At 68.1% G+C, this 14,067-nt stretch carries 17 protein-coding genes; 7 read left to right on the plus strand and 10 right to left on the minus strand.

The window, feature by feature from the left end:
• Positions 1–116: 116 nt before the first annotated feature.
• The 4 genes from kynB to GNX71_RS08125 form a co-directional block, all read right to left on the minus strand.
• A complete protein-coding gene (kynB, locus tag GNX71_RS08110; protein ID WP_206177846.1) occupies positions 117–764 on the minus strand; it encodes an arylformamidase in 648 nt (215 codons plus the stop codon).
• A 75-nt stretch (positions 765–839) separates the two neighbouring features.
• A complete protein-coding gene (locus GNX71_RS08115; RefSeq protein WP_206177847.1) occupies positions 840–1,157 on the minus strand; it encodes a YkgJ family cysteine cluster protein in 318 nt (105 codons plus the stop codon).
• 26 nt (positions 1,158–1,183) lie between these two features.
• On the minus strand, positions 1,184–2,116 hold the full coding sequence (argF, locus tag GNX71_RS08120; protein WP_206177848.1) for an ornithine carbamoyltransferase: 933 nt from the start codon (positions 2,114–2,116) through the stop codon (positions 1,184–1,186).
• Entirely contained in the window at positions 2,113–3,321 is a 1,209-nt protein-coding gene (locus GNX71_RS08125) for an aspartate aminotransferase family protein (RefSeq protein ID WP_206177849.1), read from the minus strand. Before GNX71_RS08125 ends, argF begins: the two co-directional genes overlap by 4 nt.
• A gap of 160 nt (positions 3,322–3,481) precedes the next feature.
• On the opposite strand from GNX71_RS08125, the gene GNX71_RS08130 reads away from it, so the two are divergent.
• Complete coding sequence (locus tag GNX71_RS08130; RefSeq protein WP_206177850.1) at positions 3,482–3,886, plus strand: DUF3579 domain-containing protein; 405 nt, start codon at positions 3,482–3,484, stop codon at positions 3,884–3,886.
• Between the two features lie 120 nt (positions 3,887–4,006).
• Here the strand turns inward: GNX71_RS08130 and rpsT are convergent, their stop codons facing one another.
• Positions 4,007–4,321 (minus strand): 30S ribosomal protein S20, encoded by a 315-nt coding sequence (gene rpsT / locus GNX71_RS08135; protein ID WP_007831346.1) that lies wholly within the window; start codon positions 4,319–4,321, stop codon positions 4,007–4,009.
• Positions 4,322–4,438: 117 nt separating this feature from the next.
• Between rpsT and murJ the strand changes: the two genes are divergently transcribed.
• From murJ to GNX71_RS08160, 5 genes are all read left to right on the plus strand, one after another.
• Positions 4,439–5,992 (plus strand): murein biosynthesis integral membrane protein MurJ, encoded by a 1,554-nt coding sequence (murJ, locus tag GNX71_RS08140; protein ID WP_206177851.1) that lies wholly within the window; start codon positions 4,439–4,441, stop codon positions 5,990–5,992.
• 73 nt (positions 5,993–6,065) lie between these two features.
• Positions 6,066–6,920 (plus strand): tetratricopeptide repeat protein, encoded by an 855-nt coding sequence (locus GNX71_RS08145; protein ID WP_206177852.1) that lies wholly within the window; start codon positions 6,066–6,068, stop codon positions 6,918–6,920.
• The gene (locus GNX71_RS08150) at positions 6,917–7,357 is read left to right on the plus strand and encodes a VOC family protein (RefSeq protein WP_206177853.1); all 441 of its coding nucleotides are present in this window, start codon (positions 6,917–6,919) and stop codon (positions 7,355–7,357) included. The genes GNX71_RS08145 and GNX71_RS08150 overlap by 4 nt, the downstream gene beginning before the upstream one ends.
• A gap of 129 nt (positions 7,358–7,486) precedes the next feature.
• Positions 7,487–7,915 (plus strand): YciI family protein, encoded by a 429-nt coding sequence (locus tag GNX71_RS08155; protein ID WP_206177854.1) that lies wholly within the window; start codon positions 7,487–7,489, stop codon positions 7,913–7,915.
• A gap of 27 nt (positions 7,916–7,942) precedes the next feature.
• Positions 7,943–8,359: a YciI family protein gene (locus tag GNX71_RS08160; RefSeq protein ID WP_206177855.1), complete on the plus strand. Its 417-nt coding sequence runs from the start codon at positions 7,943–7,945 to the stop codon at positions 8,357–8,359.
• 17 nt (positions 8,360–8,376) lie between these two features.
• Here the strand turns inward: GNX71_RS08160 and GNX71_RS08165 are convergent, their stop codons facing one another.
• Positions 8,377–9,348 (minus strand): formylglycine-generating enzyme family protein, encoded by a 972-nt coding sequence (locus GNX71_RS08165; protein WP_206177856.1) that lies wholly within the window; start codon positions 9,346–9,348, stop codon positions 8,377–8,379.
• A 101-nt stretch (positions 9,349–9,449) separates the two neighbouring features.
• Between GNX71_RS08165 and GNX71_RS08170 the strand changes: the two genes are divergently transcribed.
• On the plus strand, positions 9,450–10,676 hold the full coding sequence (locus GNX71_RS08170) for an RNA polymerase sigma factor (protein WP_206179383.1): 1,227 nt from the start codon (positions 9,450–9,452) through the stop codon (positions 10,674–10,676).
• A 3-nt stretch (positions 10,677–10,679) separates the two neighbouring features.
• Here the strand turns inward: GNX71_RS08170 and GNX71_RS08175 are convergent, their stop codons facing one another.
• From GNX71_RS08175 to GNX71_RS08190, 4 genes are all read right to left on the minus strand, one after another.
• The gene (locus GNX71_RS08175; protein WP_206177857.1) at positions 10,680–11,678 is read right to left on the minus strand and encodes a helix-turn-helix domain-containing protein; all 999 of its coding nucleotides are present in this window, start codon (positions 11,676–11,678) and stop codon (positions 10,680–10,682) included.
• Positions 11,645–12,274: a DJ-1/PfpI family protein gene (locus GNX71_RS08180; protein WP_206177858.1), complete on the minus strand. Its 630-nt coding sequence runs from the start codon at positions 12,272–12,274 to the stop codon at positions 11,645–11,647. Before GNX71_RS08180 ends, GNX71_RS08175 begins: the two co-directional genes overlap by 34 nt.
• Positions 12,271–12,837, minus strand: a complete 567-nt coding sequence (locus GNX71_RS08185) for an isochorismatase family protein (protein ID WP_206177859.1) — start codon at positions 12,835–12,837, stop codon at positions 12,271–12,273. Before GNX71_RS08185 ends, GNX71_RS08180 begins: the two co-directional genes overlap by 4 nt.
• A gap of 126 nt (positions 12,838–12,963) precedes the next feature.
• Positions 12,964–14,049: an AI-2E family transporter gene (locus tag GNX71_RS08190; RefSeq protein WP_206177860.1), complete on the minus strand. Its 1,086-nt coding sequence runs from the start codon at positions 14,047–14,049 to the stop codon at positions 12,964–12,966.
• Positions 14,050–14,067: the final 18 nt, after the last annotated feature.

Genomic DNA, 14,067 nt, shown 5'->3' on the forward strand with positions numbered 1-14,067 from the left:
GGTTGGCGATGCTTCGGTCGTGGAACACCGCGGAACCGACTTTGCCGGGCCGCTGGTGTTGCCCCCGGCGAGGGGGTTGGCGTAGCGACACGAAGTGCGCGAAGACTGGGGGAGATTCATAGACTGCGCAGCACGGCGCGAACGGGGGATGCATCGGCGCTCACCAGCTTGAGCGGCAGCGCGATGAGTTCGTAGTCGCCCTCGGGCACGGCGTCGAGCACGAGGTTCTCGAGCACGCGCAGGTCCAGGCGGCGGATGCGTTGGTGGCTCTCCAGCGTCTTGCTGTCGGCCGGGTCGATGCTGGCGGTGTCGATGCCGATGAGCTTCACGCCCATCGCGGCCAGGCGCTCGACGGTGGCGGGCGCGTAGGCAGCAAGCTGCGGGTCCCAGTGGCCGACGGGCATGGTGGCGTAGGTGCGCACCAGCACGCGGGGCGGCAGGTCGCTCGTGACCGCATGCGCGATGTGCTCCCACTCGATCAACGGCCCCTTGGCGATGGCATGGATCACCCGGCACGGGCCGAGGAAGGGCGCGAGATCGACATTGCCGATGGTCTGGCCCTCGGGGTCGTAGTGCAGGGGCGCATCGGCATGCGCGCCGATGTGGGGCGAGAGCTTGATCTCGCTGACGTTGACCGGGCAGTCCGGCGAAATGGTCGCGGCCCAGCGCTGCTGGTAGGGCGTGTCACCGGGGAACACCGGCGTGCCTTCATGCACCGGGGGGGAGATGTCCCAGACGCGGGGTTGGGGTTGCAGAGAACGCATGGCGCGAAGTTAGCGCCGGGCGAGGGGTCGTGGTGTCGGTTATTTCCAACACACGATGTGACGAGATGATGTGGCTCAGGAATCCAGCGACGAGAGCGAAGGCAGCCCATGCCGGGCGCGCGCCCGCTCGCAGGCGTCGCTGCCGGACTGCAGCTCATGGCACGGGTTGGGGCGCCATTCGTAGATGCCGCAGGCCACCGCCTGGCCGATCTTTCCGGTGAGCGCCGCGCAGCGCATCGGCGTGTGGTCGGTGCCGCGCATGCGGCAGAGGGCGTCGTTCACCTCGACCGCAAGGCCCGACGGCACGCGGCCGCCGTTGTCGTCGAGTTCATGCACGCTGAAGTCGACGCGGTAGCTGGCGCAGCAGGCGCCGCATTGCTGGCAATGGGACACGCGGCTGCGCCTTCTTCTTCAGTTGCTCAGAGCTTGCCGAGCAGCAGGAACTCCATCAACGCCTTCTGGGCATGGAGGCGGTTCTCGGCTTCGTCCCACACGACCGACTGCGGCCCGTCGATGACCTCGGCCTGCACTTCCTCGCCGCGGTGCGCGGGCAGGCAGTGCATGAAGAGGGCGCCGGGCTGGGCGATGCGCATCATGTCCTCGTCCACGCACCAGTCGGCGAAGGCCTTGCGGCGCGCCTCGTTCTCGGCTTCATAGCCCATGCTGGTCCAGACGTCGGTGGTGACGAGGTCGGCGCCGCGGCAGGCTTCCATCGGATCCTTGAAGACCTTGTAGCTGTCGCCCGAGCGGATGCCCGCGATCGACTGGTCGACCTCGTAGCCGCTGGGCGTGCTCACATGCACCGTGAAGCCCAGGATCTCGGCCGCCTGCAGCCAGGTGTTGGCCATGTTGTTGCCGTCGCCCACCCAGGCCACCGTCTTGCCCTGGATCGAGCCGCGGTGCTCGATGTAGGTGAAGATGTCCGCCAGGATCTGGCAGGGGTGGAACTCATTGGTCAGGCCGTTGATGACGGGCACGCGCGAGTGCGCGGCGAAGGCGTCGATCTTGGTCTGCTCGTAGGTGCGGATCATCACGATGTCGACCATGCGGCTGATGACCTTGGCGCTGTCCTCGATGGGCTCGGCGCGGCCCAGCTGGCTGTCGCCGGTGGTCAGGTGCACCACGCTGCCGCCGAGCTGGTACATGCCGGCCTCGAAGCTCACGCGGGTGCGCGTGCTGGCCTTCTCGAAGATCATGGCCAGCGTGCGGTCGACCAGCGGCTGGTGCTTTTCATACGTCTTGAACTTCTTCTTGATGATCGCCATGCGATCGAAGAGGTAGACGTACTCATCCGCAGAGAGATCGGCGAACTGCAGGTAGTGGCGAATGGCTGGCGGTGTGGCGGTCGTCATTGCGCGGCAGGCTCCGACAGGAAGTTTTTGACGATCGGCGCGAGGATCGCGACGATCTCGTCGGCCTCGGCAATGCTCAGGATGAGCGGCGGCACCAGGCGGATCACCTTGTCGGCGGTCACGCTCAGCAGCAGGCCGGCATCGCAGGCGCGGTTCAGGATCACGCCGCAGGGACGGTCGAGCTCGATGCCGAGCATCAGGCCCTGGCCGCGGATTTCCTTCACGCCCGGCAGGCCGCCAATTTCACGTTCCAGCGCGGCCTTCAGGTGCGCGCCCACGGTGGCGGCGTTCTCGAGCAGCTTGTGCTCTTCCATGATGCGGATGGTTTCCACACCGGCACGCATCGCGAGCGGGTTGCCGCCGAAGGTGGTGCCGTGGTTGCCCGGTCCGAAGATGTTGGCGGCCTTGGGGCCGGCCACCACGGCGCCGATCGGCACGCCGGAGCCCAGGCCCTTGGCCAGCGGCATCACGTCGGGCTTGATGCCCGCCCACTGGTGGGCGAACCACTTGCCGGTGCGGCCCATGCCGCACTGCACTTCGTCGATCATCATGAGCCAGTCGCGCTCGTCGCAGAGCTGGCGCACCTGTTTCAGGTAGTCCACGCGCATCGGGTTGATGCCGCCTTCGCCCTGGATGGTCTCGAAGAACACGGCGACCACGTTCGGGTTGCCTTCGGTGGCCTTCTTGAGCGCCTCGATGTCGTTCAGCGGCACGCGGATGAAGCCCTCGACCAGCGGGCCGAAGCCGGCCTGCACCTTGGGGTTGCCGGTGGCCGAGAGGGTGGCGATGCTGCGGCCGTGGAAGGCGGCTTCGTAGACGACGATTTCGGGGCGCTCGATGCCCTTGTCGTGGCCGAACTTGCGCGCCAGCTTCAGGGCAGCTTCGTTGGCTTCGAGGCCGGTGCAGCAGAAGAAGGCGTTGGTGAGGCCCGAAATCTCGGTCAGCTTGGCGGCGAGCTGTTCCTGGCCGGTCACGTGGTAGTAGTTGGAGCTGTGGATCAGCTTGGTCAGCTGGTCCTGCAGCGCGGGTACCAGCTCGGGGTGGTTGTGGCCCAGCGTGTTGACGGCGATGCCGCCCAGTCCATCGATGTAGGCCTTGCCCGTGGTGTCCCAGACTCGGCAGCCCTGGCCATGCGACAGTGCGATCGGCAGGCGACCGTAGGTGTTCATGACGTGGGGCGAGGTGGGTTGGGCGGTAGCGCTCATTGGGTTCTCCAGATAGGGAACGCGGATTCTAGGCGTGCGGTTTGACGGCTTCGTTGAGGATTCCGCATCACAGCAATGCCAGCCCTTCAGGATGCAAAAAGTGCCCCGGATAGAATCCGTTGCTGCACCGCAGCACCTGCTCGGGTCGCTTCATTCAACGATGATTTCCCCCACCGCCAAAGAGATATTCATCCAGGGCATCACCCGAGATGGCCGGACTTTCCGCCCCAGCGACTGGGCCGAGCGGCTGGCCGGCGTCATGAGCTCCTTCCGGCCCGGCGGCGCCTTTCCGGGCAGCTACCTGAGCTATTCGCCGTGGTGCGAGCCGACCACCATCAACGGGGTCAAGTGCGTGATCGTGAACCGCGACCTGCGCGATGCCGAGCCCATGGCCTGGGACTTCTGCGTGAACTTCGCCAAGGACAACGACCTGCAGGTGTCCGAGGTGTCCCCTGCGCCGCCCGCACCGGCCGTGCCGAAGGCCGCGCAGACCCCGGTGGCCGCCGTGGTGCGCTCGGACCCTGCTGCACCGGTGATTCCCGTCGAGCCGCCCAAAGCCGACTGACCCGACAAAACCGAGCGCCCATGAAAAAACCGCCCGAAGGCGGTTTTTTACACTTTGCTGCAGCGCACCCCGATCAAACGGCGGACTGGAGAATTCCGGTCCGGGCTTGCCTGACAGGTGTCAGGCGGCGGCCTTTTCAGGCGCGAGGGCGAGGGCCTTGACCTTGGCCGACAGGCGGCTCTTGTCGCGGGCTGCCTTGTTCTTGTGGAAGATGCCCTTGTCGGCGACAGTGTCGACGATGCTCTGGGCCTTCGCGAACAGTTCGCTTGCCTTGGTCTTGTCGCCAGCCAGAACAGCCTTTTCGACGTTCTTGACCGCGGTACGGTATTTGGAGCGCAGCGAGGTGTTCGCAGCGTTGAGCTTGGTGTCCTGGCGGACGCGCTTACGGCCGGAGGCGAGGCGCGGGTTCTTTTTCTTGGGCTTGGCGGATGCCATGATTTAGTTCCTTAGGTGTCTGAGGATGATGCAGCAAAGCCCTCCATTATAGGCCGGGTCGGCTTTTCCTCCGAATCGGGCCATTTCGCGCGCTTTCGGGGCCCTACACTCGCCCCCGTGTCCCTGCTCAAATCCGCCTCCACCGTCTCCCTCCTGACCCTCGCCTCGCGCATCACGGGCCTCGTGCGCGACGTGCTTTTCGCCTCGATGTTCGGCGTCAGCGCGCTGACCGATGCCTACAACGTCGCTTTTCGCATCCCGAACCTGTTCCGGCGGGTTTTCGGCGAAGGCGCCTTCAGCCAGGCCTTCGTGCCGGTGCTGGCCGGGCGCAAGACGGAAGCGGGCGACGAGGGCGCCAGGGGACTGATCGACCACGTCGCCACGCTGCTGACCTGGACCCTGCTGGTGGTGTGCGTCGCCGGCGTGGTCGGAGCGCCTTTGCTGGTCTGGGCGATGGCCAGCGGCCTGAACGGCTTCGACGCGGCGGTCGTCATGACGCGCTGGATGTTCCCGTACATCGGCTTCATGTCGCTGGTGGCGCTGGCGGGCGGCATCCTCAACACCTGGCGCAAGTTCGCGGTGCCTGCGGCGTCGCCGGTGCTGCTGAACCTGGCGCTGATCCTTTCCATCGTGGCCGGCGCGCCGCTGTTCCGGCACTACGGCATCGAGCCGATCTATGCGCAGTGCGTGGGCGTGCTGGTCGGCGGGGTGCTGCAACTGGCGATACAGATTCCGGCGCTGCGCGCCCTGGGCCTGATGCCGCGCGTCGGCGCGAGCTTCAAGGCGCTGCGCGCCGCCTGGACCGACCCGACCACCCGCAAGGTGATGAAGCTGATGCTCCCCGCTTTGCTGGGCGTGAGCGTGGCGCAGATCTCGCTGCTCATCAACACGCAGATCGCCTCGCACCTGGCCACCGGCAGCGTGACCTGGGTGACCAACGCCGACCGCCTGATGGAATTTCCGACCGCCATGCTCGGCGTGGCGCTCGGCGTCGTGCTGATGCCGCAACTGGCCAGCGCCCGCGCCGCCAAGGACGACGCGCGCTATTCGTCGCTGCTCGACTGGGGCCTGCGCCTCGTGGTGCTGCTCTCGGCCCCCTGTGCCATCGCGCTTTTGCTCTTTGCGCAGCCGCTGGTCGCCGTGCTCTTCCACAACGGCGCCTTCGGCGACGAGGACGTGAAGCGCACCACCCTGGCGCTGATGGGCTACGGCGTGGGCCTCATCGGCATCGTGGCCATCAAGATCCTCGCGCCCGGCTACTACGCCAAGCAGGACACGCGCACGCCGATGCTGATTGCGGTGGGCGTGCTCGTCTTCACCCAGGTGCTCAATTTCTTCCTGGTGCCGGTGCTGCAGCATGCGGCGCTCACGCTCACCATCGCCATCGGCGCGCTGGTCAATGCGACCTGGCTGCTGGTGGGTCTCGTGCGCCGCGGCAGCTACAAGCCGGAACCCGGCTGGGGCAAGTTCACGTTGCAGGTGCTGGCCGGCACGCTGGTGCTGGCGGCTTTCCTGGTGTGGGGCGCGAACTGGTTCAACTGGATCGGCTTGCGCGCGCAGCCCCTGCACCGCATCGGCCTGCTGGCTGCGCTCGTTGCGGGCGCCGCGGTGATCTATTTCGCCATCCTGGCGGCGGTCGGGGTGCGGCTGCGCAGCTTCATGCGCCGTTGAGCCGCGTGGCGATACCTGGCAATACGCATGTGTCCCGCCTTGACGCTCCCCGGATGCTCCTCTACAAAGACACATGACGTTCACATTTCAGGTCCCCACCGCTCTGGAATATTTCGAATCGCTCGTCCAGAGCGATGACCACTTCCCGCTGCTCGAGGCCGCCGCCAGCCTGGCGCAGGACGAGTACCCGGAGCTCGACGTCCAGCAGATCCTCGGCGATGTCGACCAGCTCCTCGCCCGCCTGAAGCGCCGTTTGCCGGCCGATGCCGCACCGCTTGCCCGGCTGCGCGCGCTGAACCAGTTCTTCTTCAACGACCTGAACTTCGGCGGCAACGTCAACGACTACTACGACCCCGACAACAGCTACCTGAACGCCGTGCTGCGCACCCGCCGCGGCATCCCTATTTCGCTCGCGGTGCTGTGGATGGAACTGGCGCAGGGCCTGGGCCTGCAGGCGCGCGGCATCGGCTTTCCGGGGCATTTCATGCTCAAGGTCACCCTGCCCAAGGGCCAGGTGGTGATCGATCCGTTCACCGGCAAGTCGCTCTCGCGCGAAGAGTTGGGCGAGCGGCTGGAGCCCTACAAGCGCAGCAACGGGCTGGTCGGCGATTTCGACGTGCCGCTGGGCCTGTACCTGCAGCCGGCCAGTTCGCGCGAGATCATCGGCCGCATGCTGCGCAACCTCAAGGAAGTGCACCGCGCGCAGGAAGACTGGCAGCGCGCCATCGCGGTGCAGGACCGTCTCATCGCATTGCTGCCCAGCGCCTGGGGCGAGTACCGCGACCGCGGCATCGCGCACGCGGAGCAGGGCAACACCGCGCTTGCGGTGCGCGACCTCGAGGTCTACCTGACCCACGCCGAGGACGCCCTGGACATCGACGCCATCGCCGAACGCGTGGCCGCATTGCGCCGAACGGCCAACGGATGACCGCCAAGGCCGGCCTGAGCGGCGTGGGCGGCGCGGTGCCCGACCTGGGCACCCTGCACGAATTCCACGGCGTGCAGCCCGTGCTGCCGGTGTCGGACGTCACGCGGGCCGCGCGCTGGTTTCGCGACGTGCTGGGCTTCGAGCTCGACTTCATCGCCGGCGAACCGCCCAGCTATGCGCGCGTGAAAAAAGGCGACGGCAGCCACGGCGACCCGGTCTACCTGCGCCTCTGGCAATGCAACACGCGCGGCACGCCGTCCTGGCGCGGCGAAATCGTCATCCACGTGGGCAAGGACGTCGACGGCCTGCACGCCGCGTATGTGAAGCGCGGCGTGACGGTGATCGAGCCGCCCATCTCCCAGCCCTGGGGCCTGCGCGAATTCGCGATCCGCGAACCCGATGGCCACGTGCTGCGCTTCTGCGGCTATCTGCCCTGAATTTCTGAAACACAAAATTACAACTGGACCGATGCGAACGTGTCGATCCCGCTTCCGTTCGTCCGACGTGAGTACAGGAGCACGCAAATTCAGCGGCTCCCGATTTCATCAACCTTCAGGAGAAACGACATGCGATTCATGATTCTGGTCAAGGCGAACAAGGATTCCGAAGCGGGCGTGATGCCGAGCACCGAAATCCTCACCGAGATGGGCAAGTTCAACGAGGAACTGGTCAAGGCCGGTGTGCTGCTGGCGGGCGAGGGCCTGCACCCGAGCTCCAAGGGCGCGCGCGTGCGCTGCGAAGGCCTGAAGCGCACCGTCATCGACGGGCCCTTCGCCGAAACCAAGGAGCTGCTGGCCGGCTTCTGGCTGCTGCAGGTCAAGTCGAAGGAAGAAGCCATCGAGTGGATCAAGCGCAGCCCCTTCCAGGAAGGCGAGATCGAGATCCGCCAGGTGTTCGAAGCCACCGACTTCGGCGACTCGATGACGCCCGAACTGCTCGCTCAGGAAGACCGCCTGCGCGCCGAATCCGCCAAGCGCACCGGCGCTGCCGGCTGAGCCCGTCGAATCCCAAGGAGACACACCATGCGATTCATGATGCTGATGATTCCCCACGGCTACGAGACGGCCGCACCCGGCACGATGCCCGAGGACCGCGAGGCGATGGCCGCGATGATGGCCTACAACGAATCCCTGCAGAAAGCCGGCGTGCTGATCAGCTGCGACGGCCTGCATCCGCCCTCGATGGGCGCGCGCGTGAGCTTTCCGGGGCGCAAGGCCAAGGTGGTCGACGGCCCTTTCGCCGAAGTGAAGGAAGTGCTTGGCGGCTACTGGGTCATCGACGTCGCCTCGCGCGCCGAGGCCATCGAATGGGCCACGCGCTGCCCGGGCGGCGAGAACGAGGTCATCGAGGTCCGGCAGATCCAGGAACTGGAGGATTTCTCGCCCGACCTGCAGGCCGTGGCCGAGAGCTTCCCGTCGATGCAGACGGTGAAGAAGTAGGTCCTTCCCGGTTCTTCCTAGTCTTCCCGGACCAGCCGGATGCCCACGAGCGTGTAGCGCGTGTCCGGCGCGTTCCAGTTGCGATAGGAAGACCGGGCGTAGAAGGGCCAGGTGTGCCAGGAGCCGCCGCGGCGCACCCGCACCCTGCCTTCGGCCGGGCCCTGCGGGTCGTCGACCGGGGAGGCCGCGTAGTATTCGTCGCCATGCCAATCGGCCACCCACTCCCAGGCATTGCCGTGCATGTCGTAGAGGCCCCAGGCGTTCGGCGCGAAGCTGCCGACCGGGGCGGTGAACGCGAAGCCGTCGTCGCCCTTCAGCGCCATCGGGTCCCAGCGCGGCCAATACCTGGCGGTGCGCGCATCGAACACGTTGGCCGCGCGCACCAACGCCTGCGGATCGTCGCCCGTGCTGTAGCGGGTGCGGGTGCCGGCGCGGCAGGCGTACTCCCACTCGGCCTCGGTCGGCAGACGGTAGCGCTTGCCCTCGGACTTGCTCAACCATGCGGCCAGCGCCTGTGCGTCGTTCCAGGTCACGTTGACGACCGGGTGGTCGTCGCCTTGTGCGAAGCCCGGGTTGCGCCAGGAGTAGCGCGGATCGCGGCCTTCGAAAGCATCACCCCGCCGGGTCTTGGCCGGGTCGTAGTCGGCGCGCCAGCCGTAGCCGCCGGTGCCGTCGGCGATCGATTCCGGCACGTAGCCCGAGGCTTCGACGAAGCGGCGGAACTGGCCGACCGTCACCTCGTGCTGGCCCATCCAGAACGAGTGCGTGATGCGCACCCGGTGAACCGGGCCTTCGTCGCCGAGCTGGGTGAAACGCTCCCTGGGCAGCTCGGGATAGGCGGCAGCCAGCGCTTCGGGCTTCTCGTCGCTGCCCATCATGAATTCGCCGGCCGGCAACCTGACGAAGGCCATGCCGAGGCTGTTGCGTTCGACCTCGGCGGCCTGGGCGCCGCCCAGGACGAGGCACAGGATCAGGAGCCATCGTTTCATGGCCGCATGCTATCGCGCACGATGCGCGGAAACGAAGGGGCTGTAGCGTGAGCGACAGGCACGACACGGCCATCCACCGCGCCATCGACGCCGTCTGGCGCATGGAGTCGGCCAGGATCATCGCCACCGTCGCGCGCATGGTGCGCGACGTGGGCCTGGCCGAGGAACTGGCGCAGGACGCGCTGGTCGCCGCCCTCGAACAATGGCCCGGGGCCGGCGTGCCCGACAACCCCGCCGCCTGGCTCACGCAGGTGGCCAAGCACCGCGCCCTCGACCGCCTGCGCCACGGCCAGCTGGCCGAACGCAAGGCGCCCGAGATCGGCCGCGAACTCGACGCGCAGCACGAGATGGCGCAGGCCGATTTCGCCGAGGCGGTCGATGCGGCGCTGGACGACGACATCGGCGACGACCTCCTGCGCCTTGTCTTCACCGCCTGCCACCCGGTGCTCTCGACCGAGGCGCGCGTGGCGCTCACGCTGCGGCTGATGGGCGGCCTCACGACCGACGAGATCGCCCGTGCCTTCCTCGTGCCCGAAGCCACGGTGGCGCAGCGCATCGTGCGTGCCAAGCGCACGCTGCTCGAGGCGCGCGTGCCGTTCGAGGTGCCGCGCCGACACGAACTCGAAGTGCGGCTGGCCTCTGTGCTCGAGGTGCTCTATCTCATCTTCAACGAAGGCTATTCGGCCACCGCCGGCGACGACTGGATGCGCCCCGCGCTTTGCGACGAGGCCATGCGCCTGGGCCGCATCGTGGCCGAACTGGTGCCCGATGCCTCGGAGGTGCACGGCCTCGTGGCGCTGATGGAAATCCAGGCCTCGCGCACGGCTGCGCGCGTCGGCGCCTCGGGCGAGCCGGTGCTGCTGCTCGAACAGAACCGCGCGCGCTGGGACCAGATGCTGATCCGCCGCGGCCTCGCAGGCCTCGCGCGCGCAGAAGCACTCGGCGCGCTCGGTCCCTACGCCCTGCAGGCCGCCATTGCCGCCTGCCACGGCCGCGCGCGCACCGCCGACGAAACCGACTGGCCGCGCATCGCCGCGCTCTACGACGCGCTGGCCGAGCTCGCGCCTTCGCCCATCGTCGAGCTCAACCGCGCCGTCGCGCTCTCGATGGCCTTCGGGCCGGCCGCGGGGCTCGAAGTGGTGGATGCGCTCATGGACGAGCCCGCGCTCAAGGGCTACCACCTGCTGCCGACGGTGCGCGGCGACCTGCTCTTCAAGCTCGGCCGCCGCGAGGAGGCGCGCAAGGAGTTCGAGCGCGCCGCCTCGCTCACGCGCAACACGCGCGAGCAGGCGCTGCTGCGCGCGCGTGCGCGGGCCAGCACAGGCTGACCGTCAGGCTTTCAGTGCGGCGTTCGCGTCCGATGGCGAGCCGGGCAGCCCGAACTGGTGCCACGCCCGGCGCAGTTGTGTGTCGGAGCCGAAGCCCGACAGCTCCGCCGCCCGCGTGACGCTCGCGCCCGACGACAGCGCCAGCTGCGCGGCTGCGAGCCGCAACCGCCGCAGATAAGCCAGCGGCGCCACGCCCGCATGCTCCACGAAAAGCCGCGTGAGATGCCGCGCCGAGGTGTGGGCCACATCCGCCATCCGCGGCACGCTCCAGTCGGCCTGCGGTTGCTCGCTCACGGCGTCCTGCACGCGGTGCAGCGCGGCGTGCAGATGGTTGCGGTAGGCGAGAAAAGGCGAGAGCTCCGGATCGTGCGGGCCGCGCCGCAGTGCCACCACCATCGTCTGCGCCACCTGGGCCGCGAGCGCCTCGCCGCAGGTCTCGGCGATGCGGTGCAGCACGAGATCGATGCCGGTCGTGACGCCCGCGCTGCTGTAGAGCGGCGGATCGATCACGAACACGCGGTTGCTCACCACGTCGCAGCGCGGCTCGATCGCGCGCAGTTCGTCCAGGTGATGGTGGTGCGTGGTGGCGCGCCGTCCCGCGAGCGCACCGGCATGCGCCGCCAGCACCGCGCCCGCGCAGACCGTGACCAGCTCGACGCGGCCGCGCTCGAAGCGCTGGCCGCGCAGCCAGTGCAGCAGGTCCTGCGTCTCGGGGTTGTCGATGGCGATGGTGTCGCCGGGCAGGCCGACCAGCACCACCCAGGCCGGCCCGTCCCACCGCGTGGGCAAGGGCGAGAGCCCGGCAAGCGCGACGCCGACCGACGCCATGGATGTCGGCCGCGGGCTCGCGAATTCGATCGCGAAGCGCTCGGGCTGGCCCGACGCCAGCAGCCGCTGGTTCGCGATGCGCAGCGCCTCGGCCGGCCCGGCCCAGTCGAGCACGAGGCTGCCGGGGAGCAGCACGAAGACTACGCGGATGGGTGGCTGGTGTTGTGGGTCCATGCGTAGTCCATCTGGCGTGCCGTGCGCTCCGCCAGCGCGCGCCCCGCGAGGCGCTCGACCAGGTGCAGGCTCATGTCGATGCCCGCGCTGATACCGGCCGAACTGACGATGCGGCCGGTGTCGACCCAGCGCACGTCGTCGCGCACGTCGAGTTTGGGGAACTGCACGCGCAGGTCGGCGATGTCTTCCCAGTGCGTCGTGACGGCCTCCTGCGTGACCACGCCGCTCTTGGCGAGCAGGAAGACGCCGGTGCAGACCGAGGCAACGATCTGTGTGCCGACCGCGCAATCGGCGATCCAGCGCAGGGTTTCGGGGCTCGCCATCGGCGCATCGACCACGCCGCCGGGGACGATCAGTACGTCGGCGGCCGGGTTGCTTGCGATGCTGTGGTCGGCGAGCAGCTGCAGGCCGGCGCGCGCCTGCACGGGCTGGTCGCTCGGCGCGAGCGCGACCGAAGCGACCTCGAACGGCGCCGCCGTACCCGGCTGCATGCGCTGGCTGACGCGGCTGGCGGTGGTGAACACCTCGAAGGGGCCGGCGAAGTCGAGTGCCTCGACGCCGTCGTAGGCCAGGATCAGCACGTGCAAGGGAGTCATGCCGCCGCGCCCGCGCGTTCCAGCGCCTGAGGCACGCTGCAGATCGTCGCGAAGCGCCCGGCCAGCACGGCGGCCGTGCGCGACTTGATATCGGCCGCCAGCAGCGGCCGGCCATCGGGCTGCACCATGTCGAAGGTCAGCGTGGCGTCGGTCACGTAGTCGACCTCCCAGCCGAGGTCCGAGGCGTGGCGGGTGGTGGTTTCGCAGCACTGCTCGGTGCGGACGCCGCTCACGATCAGCCGGCGGATGCCGTTCTCGGTGAGCCAGATATCGAGCCCGCTGTTGACCAGCGCGCTGTGGCGGTGCTTGGTGAAGGTGGCCGCGGCCTCGAACGCCACGAGCCCGTCGATGGGATGGATGTGGCCCGATTCGACGGCGAAGGGGTTGCTCGCATGGCTCGGCTCGTCGACGTGGAAGATGCGCACGATCGGCAGGCCGGCTGCCACGGCGCCTTCGATCAGCGCGTTCTGGGCGGCGAAGTAGGGCGCTGCGACGCCCTCGTTCCAGTACCCGCGATGGCGGAACGATTGCTGGGCGTCGATCACAATCAGACAGGTTTTCATGGCGGTGGCTGGCTCGCAGAAGCGAAGTGGATGATGCCGCCAATTCTTGTGCGTTGCCAGGGCCCGGTCCGCGCCGAAGCGGACCAGAACCGATCAGATCAGGACATCGCTGCCCTGCAAAGGCGGTCAGACCAGCGATGCGGCCTGCAGCTCTTTCTTCAGGTAGGCGTAGTACAGCGGCGCCGCCACCAGCCCGGCCGGCCCGAACACCGCCTCGGCCACGAACATCACCGCGAGCAGTTCCCACACGCTCATCTGCGTGCGGGCGCCCACCACCTTGGCGTTGATCACGTATTCGGCCTTGTGGATCACGATCAGGAAGATCAGGCAGGCGGCCGCCGTCATCGGCGACACCGACAGCCCCACCAGCGTGATCACCGAATTGCAGACCAGGTTGCCCACGATCGGCACCAGCCCGGCCAGGAAGGTGAGCGTGATGAGCGCCGGCGTGTAGGGCAGGTGCGCGCCCCACAGCGGCATCAGGAACAGCAGGAAGATGGCGGTCAGCAGCGTGTTGAAGGCCGCGATCCAGAACTGGGCGGCCACGATCTGGGCGAAGGCCTCGCCGAAGGTCTCCACGCGCTGGTGCAATTGCTCGGCCAGGGGTTTGCGGCGCAGGGGCGCCGCCGCCACGGCGGCCAGGCTGCCGACGATCAGCCCCACATAGGAAAAGAGCAGCCCGTGCAGCCAGGCGCGCCCCGCCATCGCGAGCGAGCCGGCCTGCGCGCGCAGATAGTTGGCGATCACGCGCTGGATCTCGGCCGCCCCTTCGGGCAGGTAGGTCGCGATGTCGGGCGGCAGCTTGGAGCGCAGCTCGAGCACCGTGCGTGCGGTGTAGTCGAGCAGTTCGCGGTACTGATCGGGCGCATCGACGATGTACTCGCGCGCCTGCGACAGCCCCAGCGTGACCAGCGCGGCCGGGGCCAGCAGCACCACGATCACCGCCAGCACCCCGGCCCAGCCGCCGGCACTCGCGCGCATGGCCGGAATGCGCAGCAGGCCCTTTTCGAGCAGGCGGGCGAGCCAGCGCGTGACCAGGAAGCCGATGCATACGCAGATGAGACCTGGCAGCAGGTGCTCCCACATCACGAGCATCAGCGCGCCCAGCATCAGCAGGTAGCTAGCGAGCATCACGCCGCGCGAGGCCGTGGACCGGACGATGGGCGCCGCGGGTGCGGCGGCGGTGAAGGTGGGTTGCGGCTTCTTGGCCATCCGGGGTTCGGGTGCGCT

The sequence above is a fragment of the Variovorax sp. RKNM96 genome, from assembly GCF_017161115.1.
Lineage (GTDB): Bacteria > Pseudomonadota > Gammaproteobacteria > Burkholderiales > Burkholderiaceae_C > Variovorax.

Bases quoted from the DNA above. Each gene is read 5' to 3' on its own strand.
- GNX71_RS08150 (WP_206177853.1), top strand. From the start codon at position 6,917: ATGACCGCCAAGGCCGGCCTGAGCGGCGTGGGCGGCGCGGTGCCCGAC.
- rpsT (WP_007831346.1), bottom strand. From the start codon at position 4,321: ATGGCATCCGCCAAGCCCAAGAAAAAGAACCCGCGCCTCGCCTCCGGC.
- GNX71_RS08185 (WP_206177859.1), bottom strand. From the start codon at position 12,837: ATGAAAACCTGTCTGATTGTGATCGACGCCCAGCAATCGTTCCGCCAT.
- GNX71_RS08175 (WP_206177857.1), bottom strand. From the start codon at position 11,678: ATGGACCCACAACACCAGCCACCCATCCGCGTAGTCTTCGTGCTGCTC.
- argF (WP_206177848.1), bottom strand. From the start codon at position 2,116: ATGACGACCGCCACACCGCCAGCCATTCGCCACTACCTGCAGTTCGCC.
- GNX71_RS08170 (WP_206179383.1), top strand. From the start codon at position 9,450: ATGGAGTCGGCCAGGATCATCGCCACCGTCGCGCGCATGGTGCGCGAC.
- GNX71_RS08145 (WP_206177852.1), top strand. From the start codon at position 6,066: ATGACGTTCACATTTCAGGTCCCCACCGCTCTGGAATATTTCGAATCG.
- GNX71_RS08125 (WP_206177849.1), bottom strand. From the start codon at position 3,321: ATGAGCGCTACCGCCCAACCCACCTCGCCCCACGTCATGAACACCTAC.
- kynB (WP_206177846.1), bottom strand. From the start codon at position 764: ATGCGTTCTCTGCAACCCCAACCCCGCGTCTGGGACATCTCCCCCCCG.
- GNX71_RS08180 (WP_206177858.1), bottom strand. From the start codon at position 12,274: ATGACTCCCTTGCACGTGCTGATCCTGGCCTACGACGGCGTCGAGGCA.
- GNX71_RS08190 (WP_206177860.1), bottom strand. From the start codon at position 14,049: ATGGCCAAGAAGCCGCAACCCACCTTCACCGCCGCCGCACCCGCGGCG.
- GNX71_RS08165 (WP_206177856.1), bottom strand. From the start codon at position 9,348: ATGAAACGATGGCTCCTGATCCTGTGCCTCGTCCTGGGCGGCGCCCAG.
- GNX71_RS08130 (WP_206177850.1), top strand. From the start codon at position 3,482: ATGATTTCCCCCACCGCCAAAGAGATATTCATCCAGGGCATCACCCGA.
- GNX71_RS08155 (WP_206177854.1), top strand. From the start codon at position 7,487: ATGCGATTCATGATTCTGGTCAAGGCGAACAAGGATTCCGAAGCGGGC.
- GNX71_RS08160 (WP_206177855.1), top strand. From the start codon at position 7,943: ATGCGATTCATGATGCTGATGATTCCCCACGGCTACGAGACGGCCGCA.